This is a genomic window from Bacillus sp. AK124, assembly GCF_053903085.1.
In genome coordinates, this window is sequence record NZ_CP096378.1 from 1,762,865 (window position 1) to 1,782,011 (window position 19,147).

Sequence of the window (19,147 nt, forward strand, 5' to 3'; positions counted from 1 at the left end):
AGGAATTCTAGGAGATGAGATGACGATATGAAAACAAAAGTTGAGAAAATATATCCGTTATCAAACATGCAAAAAGGAATGCTGTTTCATGCCATGAAAGACGAAGCGTCACACGCATATTTTGAGCAGTTCATCATTGAATTAAAAGGTGATGTGGATGAGCGGATGTTTGAAGAAAGCCTAAATGAAGTCATGAAAAGGCATGAGATCCTAAGAGCATCATTTCATCACAGATTGGATGAGCCGCTGCACGTCATTATCAAAGATCGGCACATGAAGTTTGACTATCTTGATATACGAGGCCGGCATGATCAAGACGGCGTTTTGGAGAGATATTTGGCAGAAGATAGACAAAAGGGTTTTGACTTAGCCAAAGATACGTTGATGAGAGCTTGTCTCATCAGAACGTCTGACGATTCGTATCAATTTGTCTGGACGTATCATCACATTTTGCTTGACGGATGGTGCCTTGGCATCATCCTGGATGAGCTGTTGACGATATATGAAATGAAGCGGAAAGGCCAACATCATCAATTGGAAGACCCGAGGCCGTACAGCGATTATATCAAATGGCTGGAGGATCAGGATAAAGAAGAAGCTCAGAGCTATTGGGAGAGCTATTTGAGCGGCTATGATCAAAAAAATTCACTTCCAAAGCTCCGCACACCTTCTGAGACGGGTTTTAAAAGAAGAGAAAAAACAATTGTATGTTCCAAAGAATTGACAAATCGCCTCATCAAATTGGCCAACCAGAATCTTGTAACGATCAATACCGTGCTGCAAAGCATTTGGGGCGTGATTTTGGCGAAATACAACAACAGCGAGGATGTGGTGTTCGGAACCGTTGTTTCCGGCAGAGATGCCGAAGTGGAAGGTATAGAAACAATGGTCGGCGTCTTCATCAACACCATCCCGACCAGAATCAGGCTGGACAAAGACAAGCTTTTTAAAGATGTTCTGCGCCAAACCCAAGCCGACGCTTTGGAAAGCAGCCGCTACAATTACATGAATTTAGCTGAGGTTCAAGCGCTAAGCGAGTTGAAAAATGATTTGATCGACCATGTCATGGTCTTTGAAAACTATGCCGTTGACCAAAAAGCGTTTGAAGAAAAAAATGATGTAGGTTTTGAAATGGTGAATGTCAGCGGGGAAGAACAGACCAATTATCATTTCAGCATTTCCGCGGCTCTTGATGATCAATTAAAGCTGCTCTTCATCTATGATGAAAATGTATATGACGACACCATCATCGAAACATTAGAAAAGCATATCATCACCGTCGCAGAACAAGTGGCGGAAGATGAGACACAAACATTACGAGACATCAACCTTGTGTCAAAAGAAGAACAACAGAGGATTTTAGACACATTCAACGATACAAAAACGGATTACCCGAAAGACAAGCCGCTTCATGAGCTCTTTGAGGAACAGGCCATGAAGACGCCTGACCAGACGGCTCTTGTGTTCGGTGCTCAGCGCATGACCTATAGAGAGCTGAATAAGAAAGCAAACCAAACCGCGAGACTCCTCAGGGAAAAGGGTATCGGCAGAGGCTCGGTTGCGGCGATCATCGCGGACCGCTCCTTTGAAATGATCATCGGCATCATCGGGATTTTAAAAGCGGGCGGCGCATATCTGCCAATCGACCCTGAAACGCCTAAAGACAGAATGGCCTTCATGCTCGAAGACACAAAAGCCGCGGTACTGCTTACACAAGGAAAAGCGGCAGACGGAATCGATTGTGAGGCTGACATCGTTCATCTGGACAAAGGGGCTTCAGACGGATTCAGTAAAGAACCGCTCAGTTCTGTCAATGATTCCGGCGATACCGCCTATATCATTTATACATCAGGATCTACGGGAATGCCAAAAGGCGTCGTCACCCCGCATTACAGTGCGGCAAGAGTCGTTAAAAACACCAATTATATCGACATCACTGAAGATGACGCCATTCTCCAGCTGTCCAACTATTCGTTTGACGGATCGGTGTTCGACATCTTCGGCGCTCTCTTAAACGGAGCCTCACTCGTCCTGATCGAAAAAGAGACGGTCTTGAATACACATGAGCTGGCCGAAGTGATTGAGAAAGAACGAGTCAGCGTGATGTTCATTACGACAGCGCTGTTCAATACGCTCGCCGACATCAATATCGGCTGCCTTGCCAAGCTGCGGAAAATCCTTTTCGGCGGGGAAAGAGCGTCGATACCGCATGTGAGAAAAGTGTTGGATCATGTCGGCCGGGATAAATTGATTCATGTTTACGGCCCGACGGAAAGCACGGTATATGCGACATATTATTTCATCAATGAAATAGATGAAAAAGCCGATACAATCCCGATCGGCAGCCCGCTGGCGAATACGTCAGTCTTGATCATGGATGAAGCCGGCAAGCTCGTGCCGATCGGGGTTCCCGGAGAGCTGTGCATCGCAGGCGACGGTTTAAGCAAAGGATATTTAAACCGCGAGGAACTGACGGCGGAAAAATTCATCCCGCATCCGTTTATGCCGGGAGAAAGGCTGTACAAGACGGGCGATTTAGCGAAATGGCTGCCTGACGGCAATATCGAATTCATCGGCCGAATCGACCATCAGGTGAAAATCCGCGGCTTCAGGATCGAACTCGGCGAAATCGAAAGCCGGTTGGAGATGCATGAAGACATCAACGAGACGATCGTTACCGTCAGAGAAGACGGAGAGAACCGCCCGTACATTTGCGCCTATATCACGGCAAAGCGTGAGATTTCCCTTGATGAGCTGAAAGGGTTTTTAGGTGAAAAGCTTCCGGATTATATGATTCCCGCCTATTTCGTGAACATGGACAAGCTGCCGCTCACCAAAAACGGGAAAGTGGACAGAAAAGCCCTGCCTGAGCCGGACAGAACGATGGGAGCGGAAAGTGAGTATGAGGCGCCGCGAAATGAAACGGAAGAAAAGCTGGCAGCAATTTGGCGTGATATTTTAAAGGTGGAAAAGGCCGGTATCAACGATCATTTCTTCGAGCTGGGGGGACATTCTCTCAAAGCGGCCGCGATGGCGGCAAGAATCCGAAAGGAGCTCAAAGCGGAAATCCCTCTTGGGCAAATCTTTAAAACGCCGACAATCAAAGGATTGGGAGAATATATCAGATCGACAAAAGATAGTGTTGATTCATCTATTAAAAAAGTGGAAGAAAAAGAATACTATCGTCTTTCATCCGCGCAAAAAAGACTGTACATTCTAGGTCAAATCGAAGGGAGCGGATTGTCCTACAACATCCCTTTTACCATGAAAGTCAAGGGCTCCTTCGATATACGCCGGTTTGAGAACGCATTGCAAATTGTCATTCAAAGACATGAAGCGCTTAGAACGTCCTTCTTGATGGCGGATGGAGAGCCAGTTCAAAAGATTGAAAAAGAAGTAGATTTCAGCATCAAATCCAGCGAAATAGAGTCTCTATCCATTCAAGAGATCATCAAACAATTTGTCAGACCGTTTGATTTAAAAAAGGCCCCGCTTTTTAGAACAGAGGTGGTCAAGGTTGACGACGAGGAACATATCATTCTGTTTGATATGCACCATATCATTTCAGACGGCGCATCGATGGGGGTTTTGACAAAAGAAATTTGCGATTTGTACGGCGGAAAAGAACTGGAGCCGCTCAGCCTCCAATATAAAGACTATTCAGAATGGCAAAGGGCTTTTTATCAAAAAGATGAGATGAAAAGGCAAAAAGAGTACTGGCTCAATATTTTCAAAGGCGAGATTCCAGTCCTCAACATGCCGACGGATTACCCGAGGCCGCAAATGCACAGTGTTGAAGGCGATAGAATCGGTTTTGCAATCGACGGCGAATTGACGAAGAAGCTCAAGCGGATCGCCAAAAACAACGGAGCGACCATGTATATGCTTCTTCTGGCGGCGTATACGGTTTTGCTTAGAACATATAGCGGACAGGAAGATTTGATTATCGGAACGCCGATTCAAGGAAGAAAACATCACGAGCTGAAACATGTAATCGGAATGTTTGTCAATACGCTGGCGATGAGAAATCATCCGAAGGGCGACAAGACATTCGCTGAATTTTTGCAAGATGTAAAAGAGACGGCGCTGAAGGCGTATGAAAACCAAGATTATCAATTTGACGATCTTGTCGAACAGCTTGACCTTGAACGCGACATGAGCAGAAATCCGCTGTTTGATACGATGTTTGTCCTGCAAAACTTGGAAAAAGCGGATGCTGAAATAGAAGGGCTCACATTTGAACCGTTTGAAAGCGACATCCATATTTCAAAATTTGACCTCACTTTATCGGCAATCGAAAAAGACTCGAAGATCGAATTTGATTTGGAATACTGTACAAAGCTGTTTAAAAGAGAAACGGTCGAAAGGATGGCGGCGCATTTCGTCCGTGCTTTAGAGGATATTTCCAATCGGCCGGACAAGCGGCTTGATCAAATAGAGGCCATGTCAGAAGACGAAAAAAACACATTGTTATATCGGTTTAATGATACGAAAACTGATGCTCCAATAGACAAAACCATTTGCCGGCTGTTTGCGGAGCGGGCGGAGACATCGCCTGACCAAACCGCGGTCGTGTTTGAAGATCAAAAGCTGACATATCGACAATTGCATGAGAGGTCAAATCAGCTGGCCCGGTTTTTAAGAGACAAAGGGGTTAAACCGAACACAGCCGTCGGCATCATGGTGGACCGCTCTCCCGAGATGATCATCGGCCTTCTGGGAATTTTGAAGGCCGGAGGCGCGTACCTGCCGCTTGATCCGGCATATCCTGAAGACAGGATCAAATACATCCTAGGCGACAGCCAAACAAAGTTTCTTCTGTCGGAAGAGGCGCTCATCAAAAAACGGTCCTTTATCAAAGAGGCCGGCATGATCAACATTGATATTCACGATAAACAAATTGCCGCCCTGGATGCGGCTCAATTGGAGCCTGTCAGCCATAGCGGGGATTTGGCTTACATCATCTATACTTCAGGGTCCACAGGAAAACCGAAGGGCGTCTTAATCGAACAAAAAGGGCTGAGCAATCTTGTTTCAGCAGTTGTCAAATTGATGCATTTAAACACGGACAGCAGAGTGATTCAATTTGCTTCACTATCATTTGATGCGTCAGCATTTGAAATCTTTCCGGCGCTGGCAGCCGGGGCGGCTTTAGTGTTGGGACGGCAGGAGGAAATGATGCCGGGGCAGCCGTTAACAAGCTTTCTAAGACAGTATGACATCACTCATGCGACTTTGCCGCCGACCGTTCTGAATGTGTTGGATGAATTCAGATTGGAAAACCTCAAAGTGATCGTTTCCGCGGGCTCTGCCTGCACTGAAGAACTCGCAAAAAGGTGGTTCGGAAATCGGCTGTTTATCAATGCCTACGGACCGACGGAAACGACGGTCTGTGCAACGGCGGGGGTTTACGGAGGATCCGGTCGTCCTCATATCGGCAGTCCGATTGACAATACAAACGTATATGTATTGGATCAAAACCAGAAGCCTGTGCCGACAGGCGTTGTTGGAGAGCTTTGCGTCGGCGGAATCAGTCTTGCACGCGGGTATTTAAACCGGCCGGAACTGACAGCCGAAAAGTTTATTTCACATCCGTTTGTATCAGGGGAAAGATTGTACCGGACGGGTGATCTGGCCAGATGGCTGCCCGGTGGACATCTCGAGTTTTTAGGAAGAATAGACCATCAGGTGAAAATACGCGGATACCGGATTGAACTGGGAGAAATCGAGAATCAATTGCTCAAGCTTGACAAAATCGACGAAGCGGCGGTTATAGCCAGGAAGGACGATGACAACAGCGATTATTTGTGCGCTTATATCGTCTCCAAAGAAGACTGGACATCAACCGAGCTCAGTGAATGGCTCGAAAAAGAGCTCCCTCACTATATGATTCCGGCTTATTTTGTCAGACTGGATAAGCTGCCGCTCACCGCAAACGATAAAGTCGATCGAAAAGCCCTCCCTGCACCTGACAGACATGTCGCAACAGGAGCGGAATACGAAGCACCGCGGAATGACACAGAAGCTAAGCTCGTTGACATCTGGAGGGATGTTCTCGGTGCCGGAGACATCGGTATCAGCCATCACTTCTTTGCAGCAGGAGGAGATTCGATCAAGGCGTTGCAAATCGTCTCAAGGCTGTCCAGGCTTGGCCTGAAGCTTGAAATGAAGGATCTGTTCGCCAATCCGAGAATCAAGGATCTTTCCAAGTATGTTAAAAAACAATCACAGAGGCAAAATGCCAATACAATCGTCACGGGACATGCAGAACTCACTCCGATCCAAAAATGGTATTTTGCTAATAACAAAGAAGAGCTGGATCACTTTAACCAGTCATTTGTGCTCTTCAGAAAGGGCGGATTTGACGAAAGCTGTGTTAAAAAGACTTTCAATAAAATAATGGAGCAGCACGACGCGTTAAGGATGATCTATGAGGAAAAAGGCGGGGACTTCATTCAGTACAACAGAAGCTTTCAGAAAGACCTGTTCGACCTGGATGTTTATGATGTAAGAGGGCTTGATCGTCAAGCGGAAAAGGTGTATGAGCTGGCGACAAGCATTCAAAAACAAACATCGATCAGAAAAGGAAAACTTGTTCATCTCGGCATCTTCCGGGCTGATGAGGGCGACCACCTGCTCATTGTAATCCATCACCTTGTCGTCGACGGTGTATCGTGGAGAATACTGTTTGAGGACTTCGAAACATTGTACAGTCAGGCATTAAAGGGGCAAACGCTCGAGATCGGCTACAAAACGGATTCCTATCAAGAATTCGCCCGCAGGTTAAAAGCATACGCCCGCAGCCGAACCTTATTGAAGGAAGCCAAGTATTGGCGGAACGTTGCCAAGGCACGTGTCCGGTTTATTCCGCCAAGGAACATATTAAAGGAAGATGTATACGAAAACAGCACGACGTTGAGCATCAAGCTCGGCAAAGAGGCAACAGCGGACCTTTTGCGAAACACGAACAGAGCCTACAACACCGAAATCAACGATATTTTGTTAACGGCATTACTAACCGGAGCAAAGGACATCACAGGGGAAAACAAACTGAAGGTCATGATGGAAGGCCACGGCAGGGAAGATATTTTAGAAGGCGTTGACATCACGAGAACAATCGGCTGGTTTACGACGATGTATCCGGTGCTTCTTGATGCAGGAGAAGAAAAAGCCCTCTCCCAACATATCAAAATGGTCAAAGAAACGTTGAGAAAAATACCGAATAAAGGAATCGGCTACGGGCTCTTAAAGTATATGGCCGAAGACCCGGATTTTATCAACGAAGAAAAGGCACGGATTTCATTTAACTATTTAGGCGAGATCGATGCCGACATGAATCGCGGCGAATTTTCCGGCTCAAGCTTCTCCGAAGGGGAAAGCATCGGCGGAAAAATCGCGAGAAGTCATTCTATCGAAATTAACGCCATCGTGATTCATCATGAGCTGGTGATTCATACAACCTTTAATCAAATGGAATACGAAAAAGATACGATCAGCCGGCTGAATCATCAATTAAAAGAACGCCTGGAACAAATCATTAAGCACTGCACGCAACAGACGGAAAGCGAAAGAACGCCGTCCGACTATGGAGATACAAATATCAGTTTAGACGAACTTGAAGAAATCAAAGGAAAATACAGTAGCGTCATTGAAAAAATCTATCCGCTTGCCAACATGCAAAAAGGTATGCTGTTCCATGCCATCGAGGATCATACCTCAGATGCATATTTTCAGCAGACGGTCATGGATATTGAAGGATATGTCGATCCGGCGATTCTTGAGGCAAGCTTTAATGACATCATGAAACGGCATGAAATCTTAAGGGCCTCTTATGAATATGAAATTGTTGAAGAACCGAGGCAGATCATCATCGAAAACCGCAGCATCGATTTCACCTATTTCAATATCGCGAAAAGCTCCGCACAGCAACAGGAAATGTTCATTGAGAGATTGATCAATGAAGATCGAAAAAAAGGCTTTGATTTAAGCAGAGATGTATTAATGAGGGCTTACTTGCTGAAAACGGCGGAGCGATCGTACCGGCTTGTCTGGAGCCATCACCATATTTTACTCGATGGCTGGTGCCTTGGCATCATCATGCGTGAGCTGTTTGTCATCTACGAAAACCGGATGAACGGCAAAGCCAGTCCATTAAAGGAGACGAAGCCGTACAGCGATTATATTAAGTGGCTTGAAAGACAGGATCAGGAAGAGGGCCGTCAATATTGGCGCGAATATTTAAAAGGGTATGAGGAACAGGCACAGCTGCCTACATTAACAAAACGCAAAAAAAGCAGCCTGTATGACCGCCGGGAGAAGGTCATCCATTTGTCAAAACAGCTGACAAAACAATTGAAGGCGCTCGCTGCTAAAAACAGCGTTACGCTTCATACGGTGATTCAAACGATTTGGGGCTTGATGCTTACGAAATATAATAAGATCGATGATGTCGTGTTTGGAACGGTCGTATCGGGCAGGGAAGCAAACGTAGACGGAATCGAAGACATGATCGGTCTGTTTATCAACACCATCCCGACAAGAATCAGATTCAATGAGCAGGCGCGTTTTAACGAATGTTTGCAAAAGGTTCAGGAAGATGCGATTCAAAGCAACCGCTACAACTATATGAATCTCGCTGAAGTCCAGGCTTTGAGCAGCTTAAAGAAAGATCTGATCGATCATATTCTCGTATTTGAGAACTATGAAACTGATGAACAGGACTTTGAAGAGAGTCAAATGAAGACAGGCTTTAAGGTGAATGAGATCAGCGCTGCGGAACAAAGCAATTACAGCTTTAGCATGTCGGTGACTCCTGGCGAAGAGCTCACCCTTGTTTTGACATATGACGGCAATGTCTATGACAGGGATATCATCAACAATATCGAAGGTCATATCAAAAGGGTCGCTGAGCAAGTGACGGCAAATGAGAACCGGAAAATCGCAGAGATTGACATGCTGGCGGAGGAAGAAAGAAAGACGCTTCTATATGAGTTCAACCGGACAAACGCAGATTATCCAAGGAATAAAACGATCCATCAATTATTTGAAGAACAGGCGGAACGGACGCCTGGGCATACTGCGGTCGTATTTGAAAAGGAGAAGCTCTCGTACAAAGCACTGAATGAAAGGTCAAATCAGCTGGCGGGACTGTTAAGGGAAAAAGGCGTAAAACCTGACATGATCGTCGGCGTTATGGCAAAGCGTTCTGTGGAGATGATTGTCGGAATGCTGGCGGTGCTGAAGGCCGGAGGCGCATACTTGCCGATCGATCCCGAATATCCGGAAGACCGGATCAGATACATGATCGAAGACAGCGGCATCAGCATCCTGCTGAAAAAGGCGGACAAACAGATTGACGTTGATCTCACCTGTATCGATATGAACGAAAAAGGGCTGACAAAAGACAAAGCCACAGAGAACATAGAGCACACGAGCGGTTCTTCTGACATGGCTTATGTCATCTATACCTCAGGTTCGACCGGAAAGCCGAAGGGTGTCATGGTCAACCATCAATCAATTGTTAATACGCTTTATTGGAGGAAACAATCGTATGGCTACAGTACAGCCGATGCCACACTTCAAGTGCCGTCCTTTTCATTTGACAGTTCTGTTGAAGATATTTTCACGACGCTTATATCTGGGGCGAAGCTGGTTTTAATTAGAGATTTGCGGATGAATCCGCGTGAGATCATCGGTGCGTTGCGAACGCATAAAGCGACAAACTTGCTGGCCGTTCCGAGCTTTTATCTAAGCCTGCTCGACACGATTGAGCAGCCTTTAGAGGATTTAAGATTTATCACGGTCGCAGGGGAAGGCTTCAATGAAAGTCTGATCCGGCAGCATTTTGAAAAGCTGCCGAACGTCAAATTGTTTAATGAATACGGACCGACGGAAAACAGCGTTTGCTCAACGCGGGGCGAGCTGCAAAAAGATGACGAAAAAGTCGTCATCGGCCGGCCGATCAGCAATCACAAGGCTTATATTTTAAATCACAACCAGCAGCTGCTGCCGTTGGGCACACCCGGTGAACTTTGTCTGAGCGGGGAAGGCCTTGCCCGCGGATACTTAAACAGACCTGACCTCACGCTTGGAAAATTTGTTCCAAACCCGTTTGTTCCAGGAGAAAACATGTACAGGACGGGGGATCTCGCAAGATTTTTACCTGATGGCCAAATCGAATATTTAGGAAGAATCGACCACCAAGTCAAAATCCGCGGATTCAGAATCGAACTGAGCGAAATCGAAAACCAATTGCTGAAAATAGAAGGCATTGACGCGGCGGCAGTTATGGCGCGGGAAGATCAAGCCGGCGGAAAATACCTATGCGCATATATCGTCGCGGACAAAACGGCCGGCGTTGCAGACGTCAGAAAATGCTTGTTAAAGGAACTGCCGGATTACATGGTGCCGTCATACTTTGTCAAGCTCGATCAATTGCCGCTTACGGCAAACGGCAAAATCGACAGAAAAGCGCTCCCTGAACCTAGCGGCACAATCAGTGAAGCGACGTACGAAGCACCGAGGAACCGCACAGAGGAAAAGCTTGTCTCAATCTGGGAGGACGTTTTAGGGATCGAAAACATCGGAATCAGCCACAATTTCTTTGAACTTGGCGGCCATTCCTTAAAAGCTGCGGCATTGACTGCAAAATTGCATAAAGAAATGAAGATTGAAGTCCCTTTAAGACAAATATTCGAAACACCAACAATCAAAGACATCGGTGATTTTATCGAATCCATGAAAGAAAGCCCTTATGCGTCCATCACACAAGCGGAAGAGAAAGAGTATTACGCATTGTCATCCGCACAAAGAAGGCTGTATATCCTTAATCAAATCGAACCAGGCGGCCTCTCTTACAACATGCCTTTCGCCATGAAAATTGCAGGAGATTTTGATGTCGACCGGTTCGAGGATGCTTTTCGGCAATTGATAGAAAGACATGAAGCCTTGAGGACGGCCTTTGTGGTGGTTGACGGCGAGCCTGTACAAAAAATCGAAAAAGAAGTCGATTTTAAAGTGAAGTACGGACGACTCGGACAGGACCGGCTGGAAGAAAAAATCAAAGCGTTCATCAAGCCGTTTGCTTTGGAAAAAGCGCCGCTTTTAAGAGTGGAAGTATTAAAAGCGAGTGGCGATGAACATGTACTGATGTTCGACATGCACCATATCATTTCAGACGGGGTATCCATGGCCATTTTCACAAGAGAACTGGCCGAGTTGTATGAGGGGAAAACATTGCAGCCGTTAACGATTCAGTACAAAGACTTTTCAGAATGGCAAAAACTTTTTTATCAAAAAGATGAGATTAAACGCCAGGAAGACTACTGGCTCAACGTTTTTCAAGGTGAAGTGCCGGTGCTGAATTTGCCGGCGGATGAAAAACGTCCGCAAAAGCGTTCGATTGAAGGAGATATCGTTCAGTTTGAAATAGACGGCGAAACGTCCGCCATGCTGAACAAACTGGCGAAAGAGAACGGCGCGACGATGTATATGTTGCTTTTGGCGGGATACACAACGCTCTTGGCGAAGTATACAGGCCAGGAGGATATCGTTGTCGGCTCACCGATCGCGGGAAGGCATCACAGCGATTTGAAACATGTCATCGGAGTGTTTATCAACACGCTGGCGATGAGGAACCATCCAAAAGGAGACATGCCATTTGCCGATTATTTAAAAGAGGTTAAAGAAACGGCGCTGAAAGCTTATGAAAATCAAGACTATCCATTTGATGAACTGGTTGAAAAACTTGATGTCAAACGGGATATGAGCAGACACCCGCTGTTTGATACCATGCTTGTTCTGCAAAACTTCGACGGCGATGAAGCGGACATCGATGGCTTGATATTCCAGCCACTCCAAACCGAGGTGAACATCTCAAAATTTGATTTGACGCTGACAGCCGCTGAGACAAATGAAGGCATTCAATGTGTTTTCAACTACAGTACAAAATTGTTTAAGCGGTCCACGATTGAAAGAATGGCGGGCCATTTGATCAATATTTTAAAGGAAGCGGCAAACGATCCGCAAATGCCGTTGAGCGACGTGAACATGCTGTCAGATGAAGAAATGCGAGTGCTTCGGGATCAGAATCAAGGACAACAAACAGATTACCCTAAAGATCAAACGGTTCATCAGCTGTTTGAGCATCAGGCTGGCAAAACGCCGGAGCAAACAGCGGTGGTCTTTGCGGATGAAAAGCTGACGTACAGGGAACTGAACGAAAAAGCAAATCAATTGGCAAGGCTTTTGAGAGACAAAGGAGCAAGCGCCGGTGCACCTGTAGCGATCATGATTGAACCATCGCTTGAGATGATCATTTCCATGCTGGCGGTACTGAAAGCCGGAGCGGCTTACGTGCCGATCGAGCCGGAGCAATTGGCAAAACGGACGAATGAGATTTTAAGTGACAGCAGAGCTGCAATATTGCTTGTCAAAGGCTCTGTCAAAGAAAACGTCGCGTTCGCTGGAGAAATCGTCAATGTTGCCGACGGTTTGATTGATGCGAAGGCCGCGTCAAACCTGTCTACATCGGGTGCAGCCGATCAGAATGCATATATTATATACACATCAGGCTCCACCGGAAAGCCGAAAGGCGTATTTATCAGACACGGGAATGTGGTGAATTATACAGCATGGTTTATGAAGGAAGCGGGTCTTACAGAAAACGACAAAGCCATGCTTGTGTCTTCATATGCGTTCGATTTGGGCTATACGAGCATCTTTTCGGCGCTGTTAAGCGGAAGCGAACTGCATATCGCACGAAAAGAATGCTATACAAATGCGCACCGGGCTTTAAAGTATATCAAAGAAAACGGCATCACCTATATCAAACTGACGCCGTCTCTGTTTAACATTTTTGTCAATGATCCGGGCTTTTCCGCCGAAAAACCTTGCGCTTCTCTCAGGCTGGTCGTCTTGGGCGGGGAGATGATCAATACAAGGGATGTTGAGACATTTTACAACCAATATCCCGATCATGTAGTCATGAATCATTATGGCCCGACTGAAACGACAATCGGCTCAGTCTTTAAAGTAATCGACCCGGAACACCTCAATTCTTTCAAAGAATATCCGGTTATCGGCACTCCGATCCATAATACGAATGCATATGTGCTTGATGAAAATATGAAACTGCTTCCGGAAGGTGTGTACGGAGAGCTCTGCATCGCAGGCGCCGGAGTGACAGGCGGCTATGTAAACAAACCGGATATCACGAAAGAAAAATTCGTCGAAAATCCGTTTGCACCGCATACAAAAATGTACAGGACCGGGGACCTTGCCAGAAGGCTGAGCGATGGAAATATCGAACTTGCAGGACGGATGGACAGCCAAGTCAAGGTAAGGGGCTACAGAATAGAACCGGAAGAAATCAAAAACAGGCTGTTGGCTCATGATGATATCAAGGAAGCCTTTATTGCTGCAAGGGAAGACCATAAAGGTGCAAAACAGCTGTGCGCCTATTTCACAGCAAACGCCGAATTACCGTTCGAGGACATCAGGACGTATCTGATGCGCGAGCTTCCAGAATATATGATTCCGTCTTCATTTGTCCAAATTGAGAAGATGCCGCTTTCAGCCAACGGAAAGATCGATACAACCGCATTGCCTGAACCGCAGCCGGGAAAAGAGACGGAATACGATCCGCCGCGGAACGAGACGGAAGAAAAGCTTGTTCAAATATGGGAAGATGTGCTTGGCATTGACAAGATCGGGATCACTCATCACTTTTTTGCAGCAGGCGGCGATTCCATCAAAGCGCTGCAAATGATCTCAAGATTATCAAGAGAAGGCCTGTCGCTAGAAATGAAAGATCTGTTTGCAAATCCGCAAATCAAGTCTTTGAGCCGATATGTCAAGGCCGAAACCGACAAATCAGCATCATATGAAACGGTAGAGGGCGAGGTTCTCTTGACTCCGATTCAACAAGAGTATTTCTCGTTGAACAAAACGGACAGGAACCATTACAACCATGCGGTTATACTTTATAGGAAAAACGGATTCGACGAGAGCATCGTCAAACGTGTATTCAGAGAAATCATCCAACATCACGATGCACTCCGGACGGTGTTTAGAGAAGAAGGCGGAAAGATCATTCAGTACAACCGGGGACCGGGCAAAAAGCTGTTTGACCTATTTGTCTATGATGTCTCGAGCGAAAACGACCAGCCTCAGAAAGTGTACCAATTGGCAACGGAGCTTCAGCAAAGCATCGATATTAAAACCGGCCCTCTGGTTAAACTGGCGCTCTTCAAAACGAATAATGGGGATCACCTGCTGATCATCATCCATCACCTTGTGGTCGACGGTATCTCCTGGAGAATATTATTTGAAGATTTGGCGCTGGGGTACAGTCAGTTATCAAATGGGGAAAAAGTCGAGTTCTATCCAAAAACAGCTTCCTACCAGGAATATGCACATCACATCACGGAATATTCAAAAACTGAAAAACTGCTTGGTGAAAAACAGTATTGGCTGAAGGCCGTTTGTGAAGACGTCAAATTCCTGGAAATGAATGAAGATGCAGGTGTCTTCAAAGTTGAGGACAGCAAAACATTCAGCACGGAACTCGAAAAAGAGGAGACAGCGCGGCTTTTAAGAGAAACAAACCAAGCTTACCGTACCGAAATCAACGATCTTCTGATCGCTGCGCTTCTGGTGGCGGCAAGAGATATGACCGGGCAAAATAAATTAAGAATCACGCTGGAGGGGCATGGAAGAGAACAGGTGGCAGATGGCATCGATATCAGCAGAACGGTCGGCTGGTTTACCTCGAAATACCCGGTATTCATCGATTTGGGACAAGAAACAGACATGTCCAGAACGATTAAAATGGTGAAAGAGCACTTGCGAAACGTGCCGAACAAAGGCATCGGCTACGGAATTTTAAAGTATCTCACCCGGGACAGTGAGATCGCAAAAGGCGCAACATCACCAATCTTGTTCAATTACCTGGGACAGCTTGATGAAGACATCAACAGCGGAGAATTTTCTTCATCACACCTGTCGCCGGGAGAAGCAGCCGGAAAGGGCATCACTAGAGAACATCCACTCGAAATCAATGCGGTGGTCTTCAGGGGACAACTGGCCATTCAAACGACCTATAACACAAGAGCATACAGTGAAGACGTCGTCAGAACTTTTGCTCAAAAATATAAAGAAGCCTTGAAAGCGGTCATTCGCCACTGCGCGGAACGAGAAGAGACGGAAAAAACGCCGTCCGATTACGGAGACAAAGGCATCAGCTTAGATCAGCTTGAGGAAATCAAACTGAAATATAAAGGGATGGAAATCGAAAAAATCTATCCGCTTGCCAACATGCAAAGGGGCATGCTGTTCCACGCACTCGAAGACAAGGAATCACAGGCGTACTTTGAACAAATGGCCATCGATATGAAAGGATTGATCGATGAGCGTCTGTTTGCAGAAACGTTCAATGACATCATGGAAAGACACGAGATTCTAAGGGCCTCGATCGAGTATGAAATAACGGATGAACCAAGAAATGTGATCATCAAGGACAGAAAGATCAATCTTGACTATCATGACTTGCGAAAGCAGAGTCCGGCGGAACGGGAGCAAGTGATTCAAACGTATCGCAAAGCAGATCGGGAGAAAGGTTTTTGCTTAAACAGCGAACCATTGATCAGAGCCGCGCTAATGAGAACCGAGGATGACAGTTATACGTTCATATGGACAAACCACCATATTCTGCTTGACGGCTGGTCCCGGGGAATCATTATGGGAGAGCTGTTCCAAATGTATCATATGAAAGAAGGCGGGCAAAAACACCGGCTTGAAGAGGCAAGACCGTACAGCGATTATATCGGGTGGCTAGAGCAACAGGATAAAGAAGCTCCAAAAGCGTACTGGAAAAACTATTTATCAGGCTTTACCGAAAAATCGCCGATTTCGGTTTTGGCGAGTTCTTCCGGACATGCGAAATATAAGAGAAAAGAGGCCGTCATAGAATTCCCGCAACAATTAACCGGCCGGATCACAGAGCTTGCCAGCCGTAACAATGTCACCCTCCATACTGTTTTACAATGCATTTGGGGAATGCTTTTGGCAAGGTACAATCAAACGGATGATGTCGTATTCGGTACAGTCATTTCCGGCAGGGATGCACAAGTAGCCGGAATCGAAAAAATGGTCGGATTATTCATCAACACTGTACCGACGAGAATTAGACTGGAAAAAAGCCAAAGCTTTAAGGAACTCATCAAAAGCGTTCAGGAACAGGCTTTGGAAGGCAGGACATATCATGACATGAATCTGTCGGAAGTACAGTCGCTCAGTGAATTAAAAAGAGAGCTGCTGGATCATATCCTGATTTTCGAAAATTACGCAGTTGATCAGAGTGCATTTGAGACAAGCGGCAAACGCGGTGCTGGTTTTATCTTTGAAGAAATTCACGCCGAAGAACAAACAAATTACGGATTTAATATTGTGGCCGTCCCGGGCGAACGTTTGGTCATCAAATTGACTTATGACGGAAATATCTATCATGACCACATCATCGCCGGTATCAAAGGACACCTTCAACAAGTGATGGAACAGGTCGTCCAAAATGAAGATCAGTCATTAAACGACATCACAGTCCTTTCGGAAGCTGAAAGAAACAGGCTGTTGTACGAATGGAATGACACGAAAGCGGAATATCCGAATCAGACGATTCACCGGCTGTTTGAGGAACAAGCCGAAAAAACCCCTGAGCTTGCTGCGGTTGTCTCAGGAAATGACAAACTGACGTACCGTGAGCTCAATGAAAAATCAAATCAGCTTGCCAGATACCTCAGGGACAAAGGAGTCAAAGAGGATACGATTGTCGCCATCATGGCAGAACGCTCACCGGAAATGGTGGTCGGAATCATGGGCATTTTGAAAGCCGGAGGAGCCTATTTGCCGATTGATCCCGATTATCCGGAAGAAAGGATCAAGTATATGCTTGAAGACAGCGGAGCGGCCATCATCCTTGTGGATCACAAGCAGGACTTGGGCACACTTCATCAGGAAGCCGTCGAATTAACCGGAGATTTCAGCAGTTATCCGGCTGACAATCTGGAACTGGCGGGTAACACCGACAGCCTTGCATATATCATCTACACGTCAGGATCCACAGGAAAACCAAAAGGGGTCATGATCAGGCAAAGAGGGCTGGTTAACTATATTACCTGGGCTGCCCGTGTATATGTCCAAGGCGAACAGCTTGATTTTGCCCTCTACTCATCCATTGCCTTTGATTTAACGGTGACATCGATATTTACGCCATTAATCTCAGGCAACCGGGTGATTGTGTATCAGCATAGCAGGGACGGGGAACCGCTGATTCGAAAAGTGTTCAGAGACCAAAAAGCCGGGATTGTCAAATTAACCCCGTCTCATTTAAGCCTTGTCAAAGACATGGGTGCCAGCGGATCAAGCATCAAACGCCTGATCGTCGGCGGAGAAGATTTAAAAACGGAACTGGCCAAAGAAATCACGGAGAGATTTCATCACAACATTGACATCTACAATGAATACGGTCCGACCGAAACGGTTGTCGGCTGCATGATCTATCAATATGATGCCGGACGGGACCGGCAAGTTTCTGTCCCGATCGGCAAGCCGGCCTCCAATGTCCAGCTCTATATTCTGGATGAGCGTCAGGAAGTACAGCCGGTCGGAATTGCCGGAGAGCTGTATATCAGCGGAGACGGAGTCGCAAAAGGCTATTTGAACAAACCGGAACTGACGTCTGAAAAATTCCTGCCAAATCCGTTTTTACCGGGTGAAAGAATGTATCGAACAGGAGATCTTGCAAGGATGAGGCCGGATGGACATATTGAGTATCTGGGCCGGATCGATCACCAAGTCAAGATTCGGGGCTACCGCATCGAACTTGGCGAAATCGAGCATCAATTGTTAAGGCACAGCGATATAAAAGAAGCGGCGGTTGCCGCCAAAACAGATCAAAGCAACGATCAAGTTCTTTGCGCATACGTCGTTTCCGAAAGAGACATCACACAGGAAGACATCAAAGCGTTTTTGGTGAAGGAGCTTCCGGAATATATGGTGCCGTCCTATTTGCTGAAGCTTGATGAGCTGCCGCTGACACCAAACGGAAAAGTCGACTTGAAGGCCCTTCCAGAGCCAGATCGAAGCGCGGGCGCTTTACTGGAATATGAGCCTCCAAGACATGAGTTGGAAGAAAAAATGGCCGCCATTTGGGAAGACATCCTGAATATCGAACTGATTGGCATCAACGCCAACATATTCGATATCGGAGCGAATTCTTTAAACATCATGTCATTTGTCTCTAGGCTATATGCAGAGCTTGGCTTCAGAGTTCCGTTTAAGGACATTTTCTCCAAGCCGACCATTAAAGAGCTGTCTGATTTTCTGAAGCATGCACAAGACCTGCTGAAAGACTACACAGATGATTGCATGCAGCTGACCAGGGCGGAAGAAGGCGGCAAAAACCTGTTCTGCTTTCCGCCGGCCGCGTCGATGGGCATTGCCTACTTGGGCTTGGCCAAGTATCTAAAGCAGCATTCGGTGTACAGCTTCAACTTCATTCCATCCGCAAACAGGGTTCGAAAATACGCGGATATCATTAAAAACATTCAAGGTGAAGGGCCGTACACATTAATCGGCTATTCATCCGGCGGAATCCTGGCATTTGATGTGGCGAAAGAATTGAACCGGCAAGGATATGAAGTCGAAGATTTGATCATCATCGATTCAAAATATCGGACAAAAGCCGAGAAACATCAGTTCACAGAGGAGGAATACAGAGAAGAGATATCCAAAACATTTGAACTTGAGAAATACCGCGATGCAGAGAAATTATTGAGCGACTATTTAGTGGACTTGGTGATGAAGTCTTATGTATATATACAAAACACAGTCACAACCGGCGCAATTGACGGACATATCAGCTATATCAAGTCAAGCGACAATCAGCGGGATGAAAATATGATGATGTGGGAAAAAGCGGCGTCCAAAACCTTTACAGTCGTTCTAGGAGCCGGAACCCATATGCAAATGATCTCCAAGTCCCATCCCGACATTCTTGAAAGAAATGCAAGATTGATCCATGATATCATCAATAAGACTGTCAAAATATGAACAAAACGGCATCCTTTTCAGGGTGCCTTTTGTTTGCCTT

Annotated in this window: 1 protein-coding gene; it reads left to right on the forward strand. The window is 46.2% G+C overall.

Annotated features, from left to right (window positions below; all coding sequences use genetic code 11):
* Nucleotides 1-27 precede the first annotated feature (27 nt).
* Complete coding sequence (gene bacC, locus M1E06_RS08865) at nt 28-19,107, forward strand: bacitracin non-ribosomal peptide synthetase BacC (protein WP_456270529.1); 19,080 nt, start codon at nt 28-30, stop codon at nt 19,105-19,107.
* The last annotated feature ends 40 nt before the right edge of the window (nt 19,108-19,147 follow it).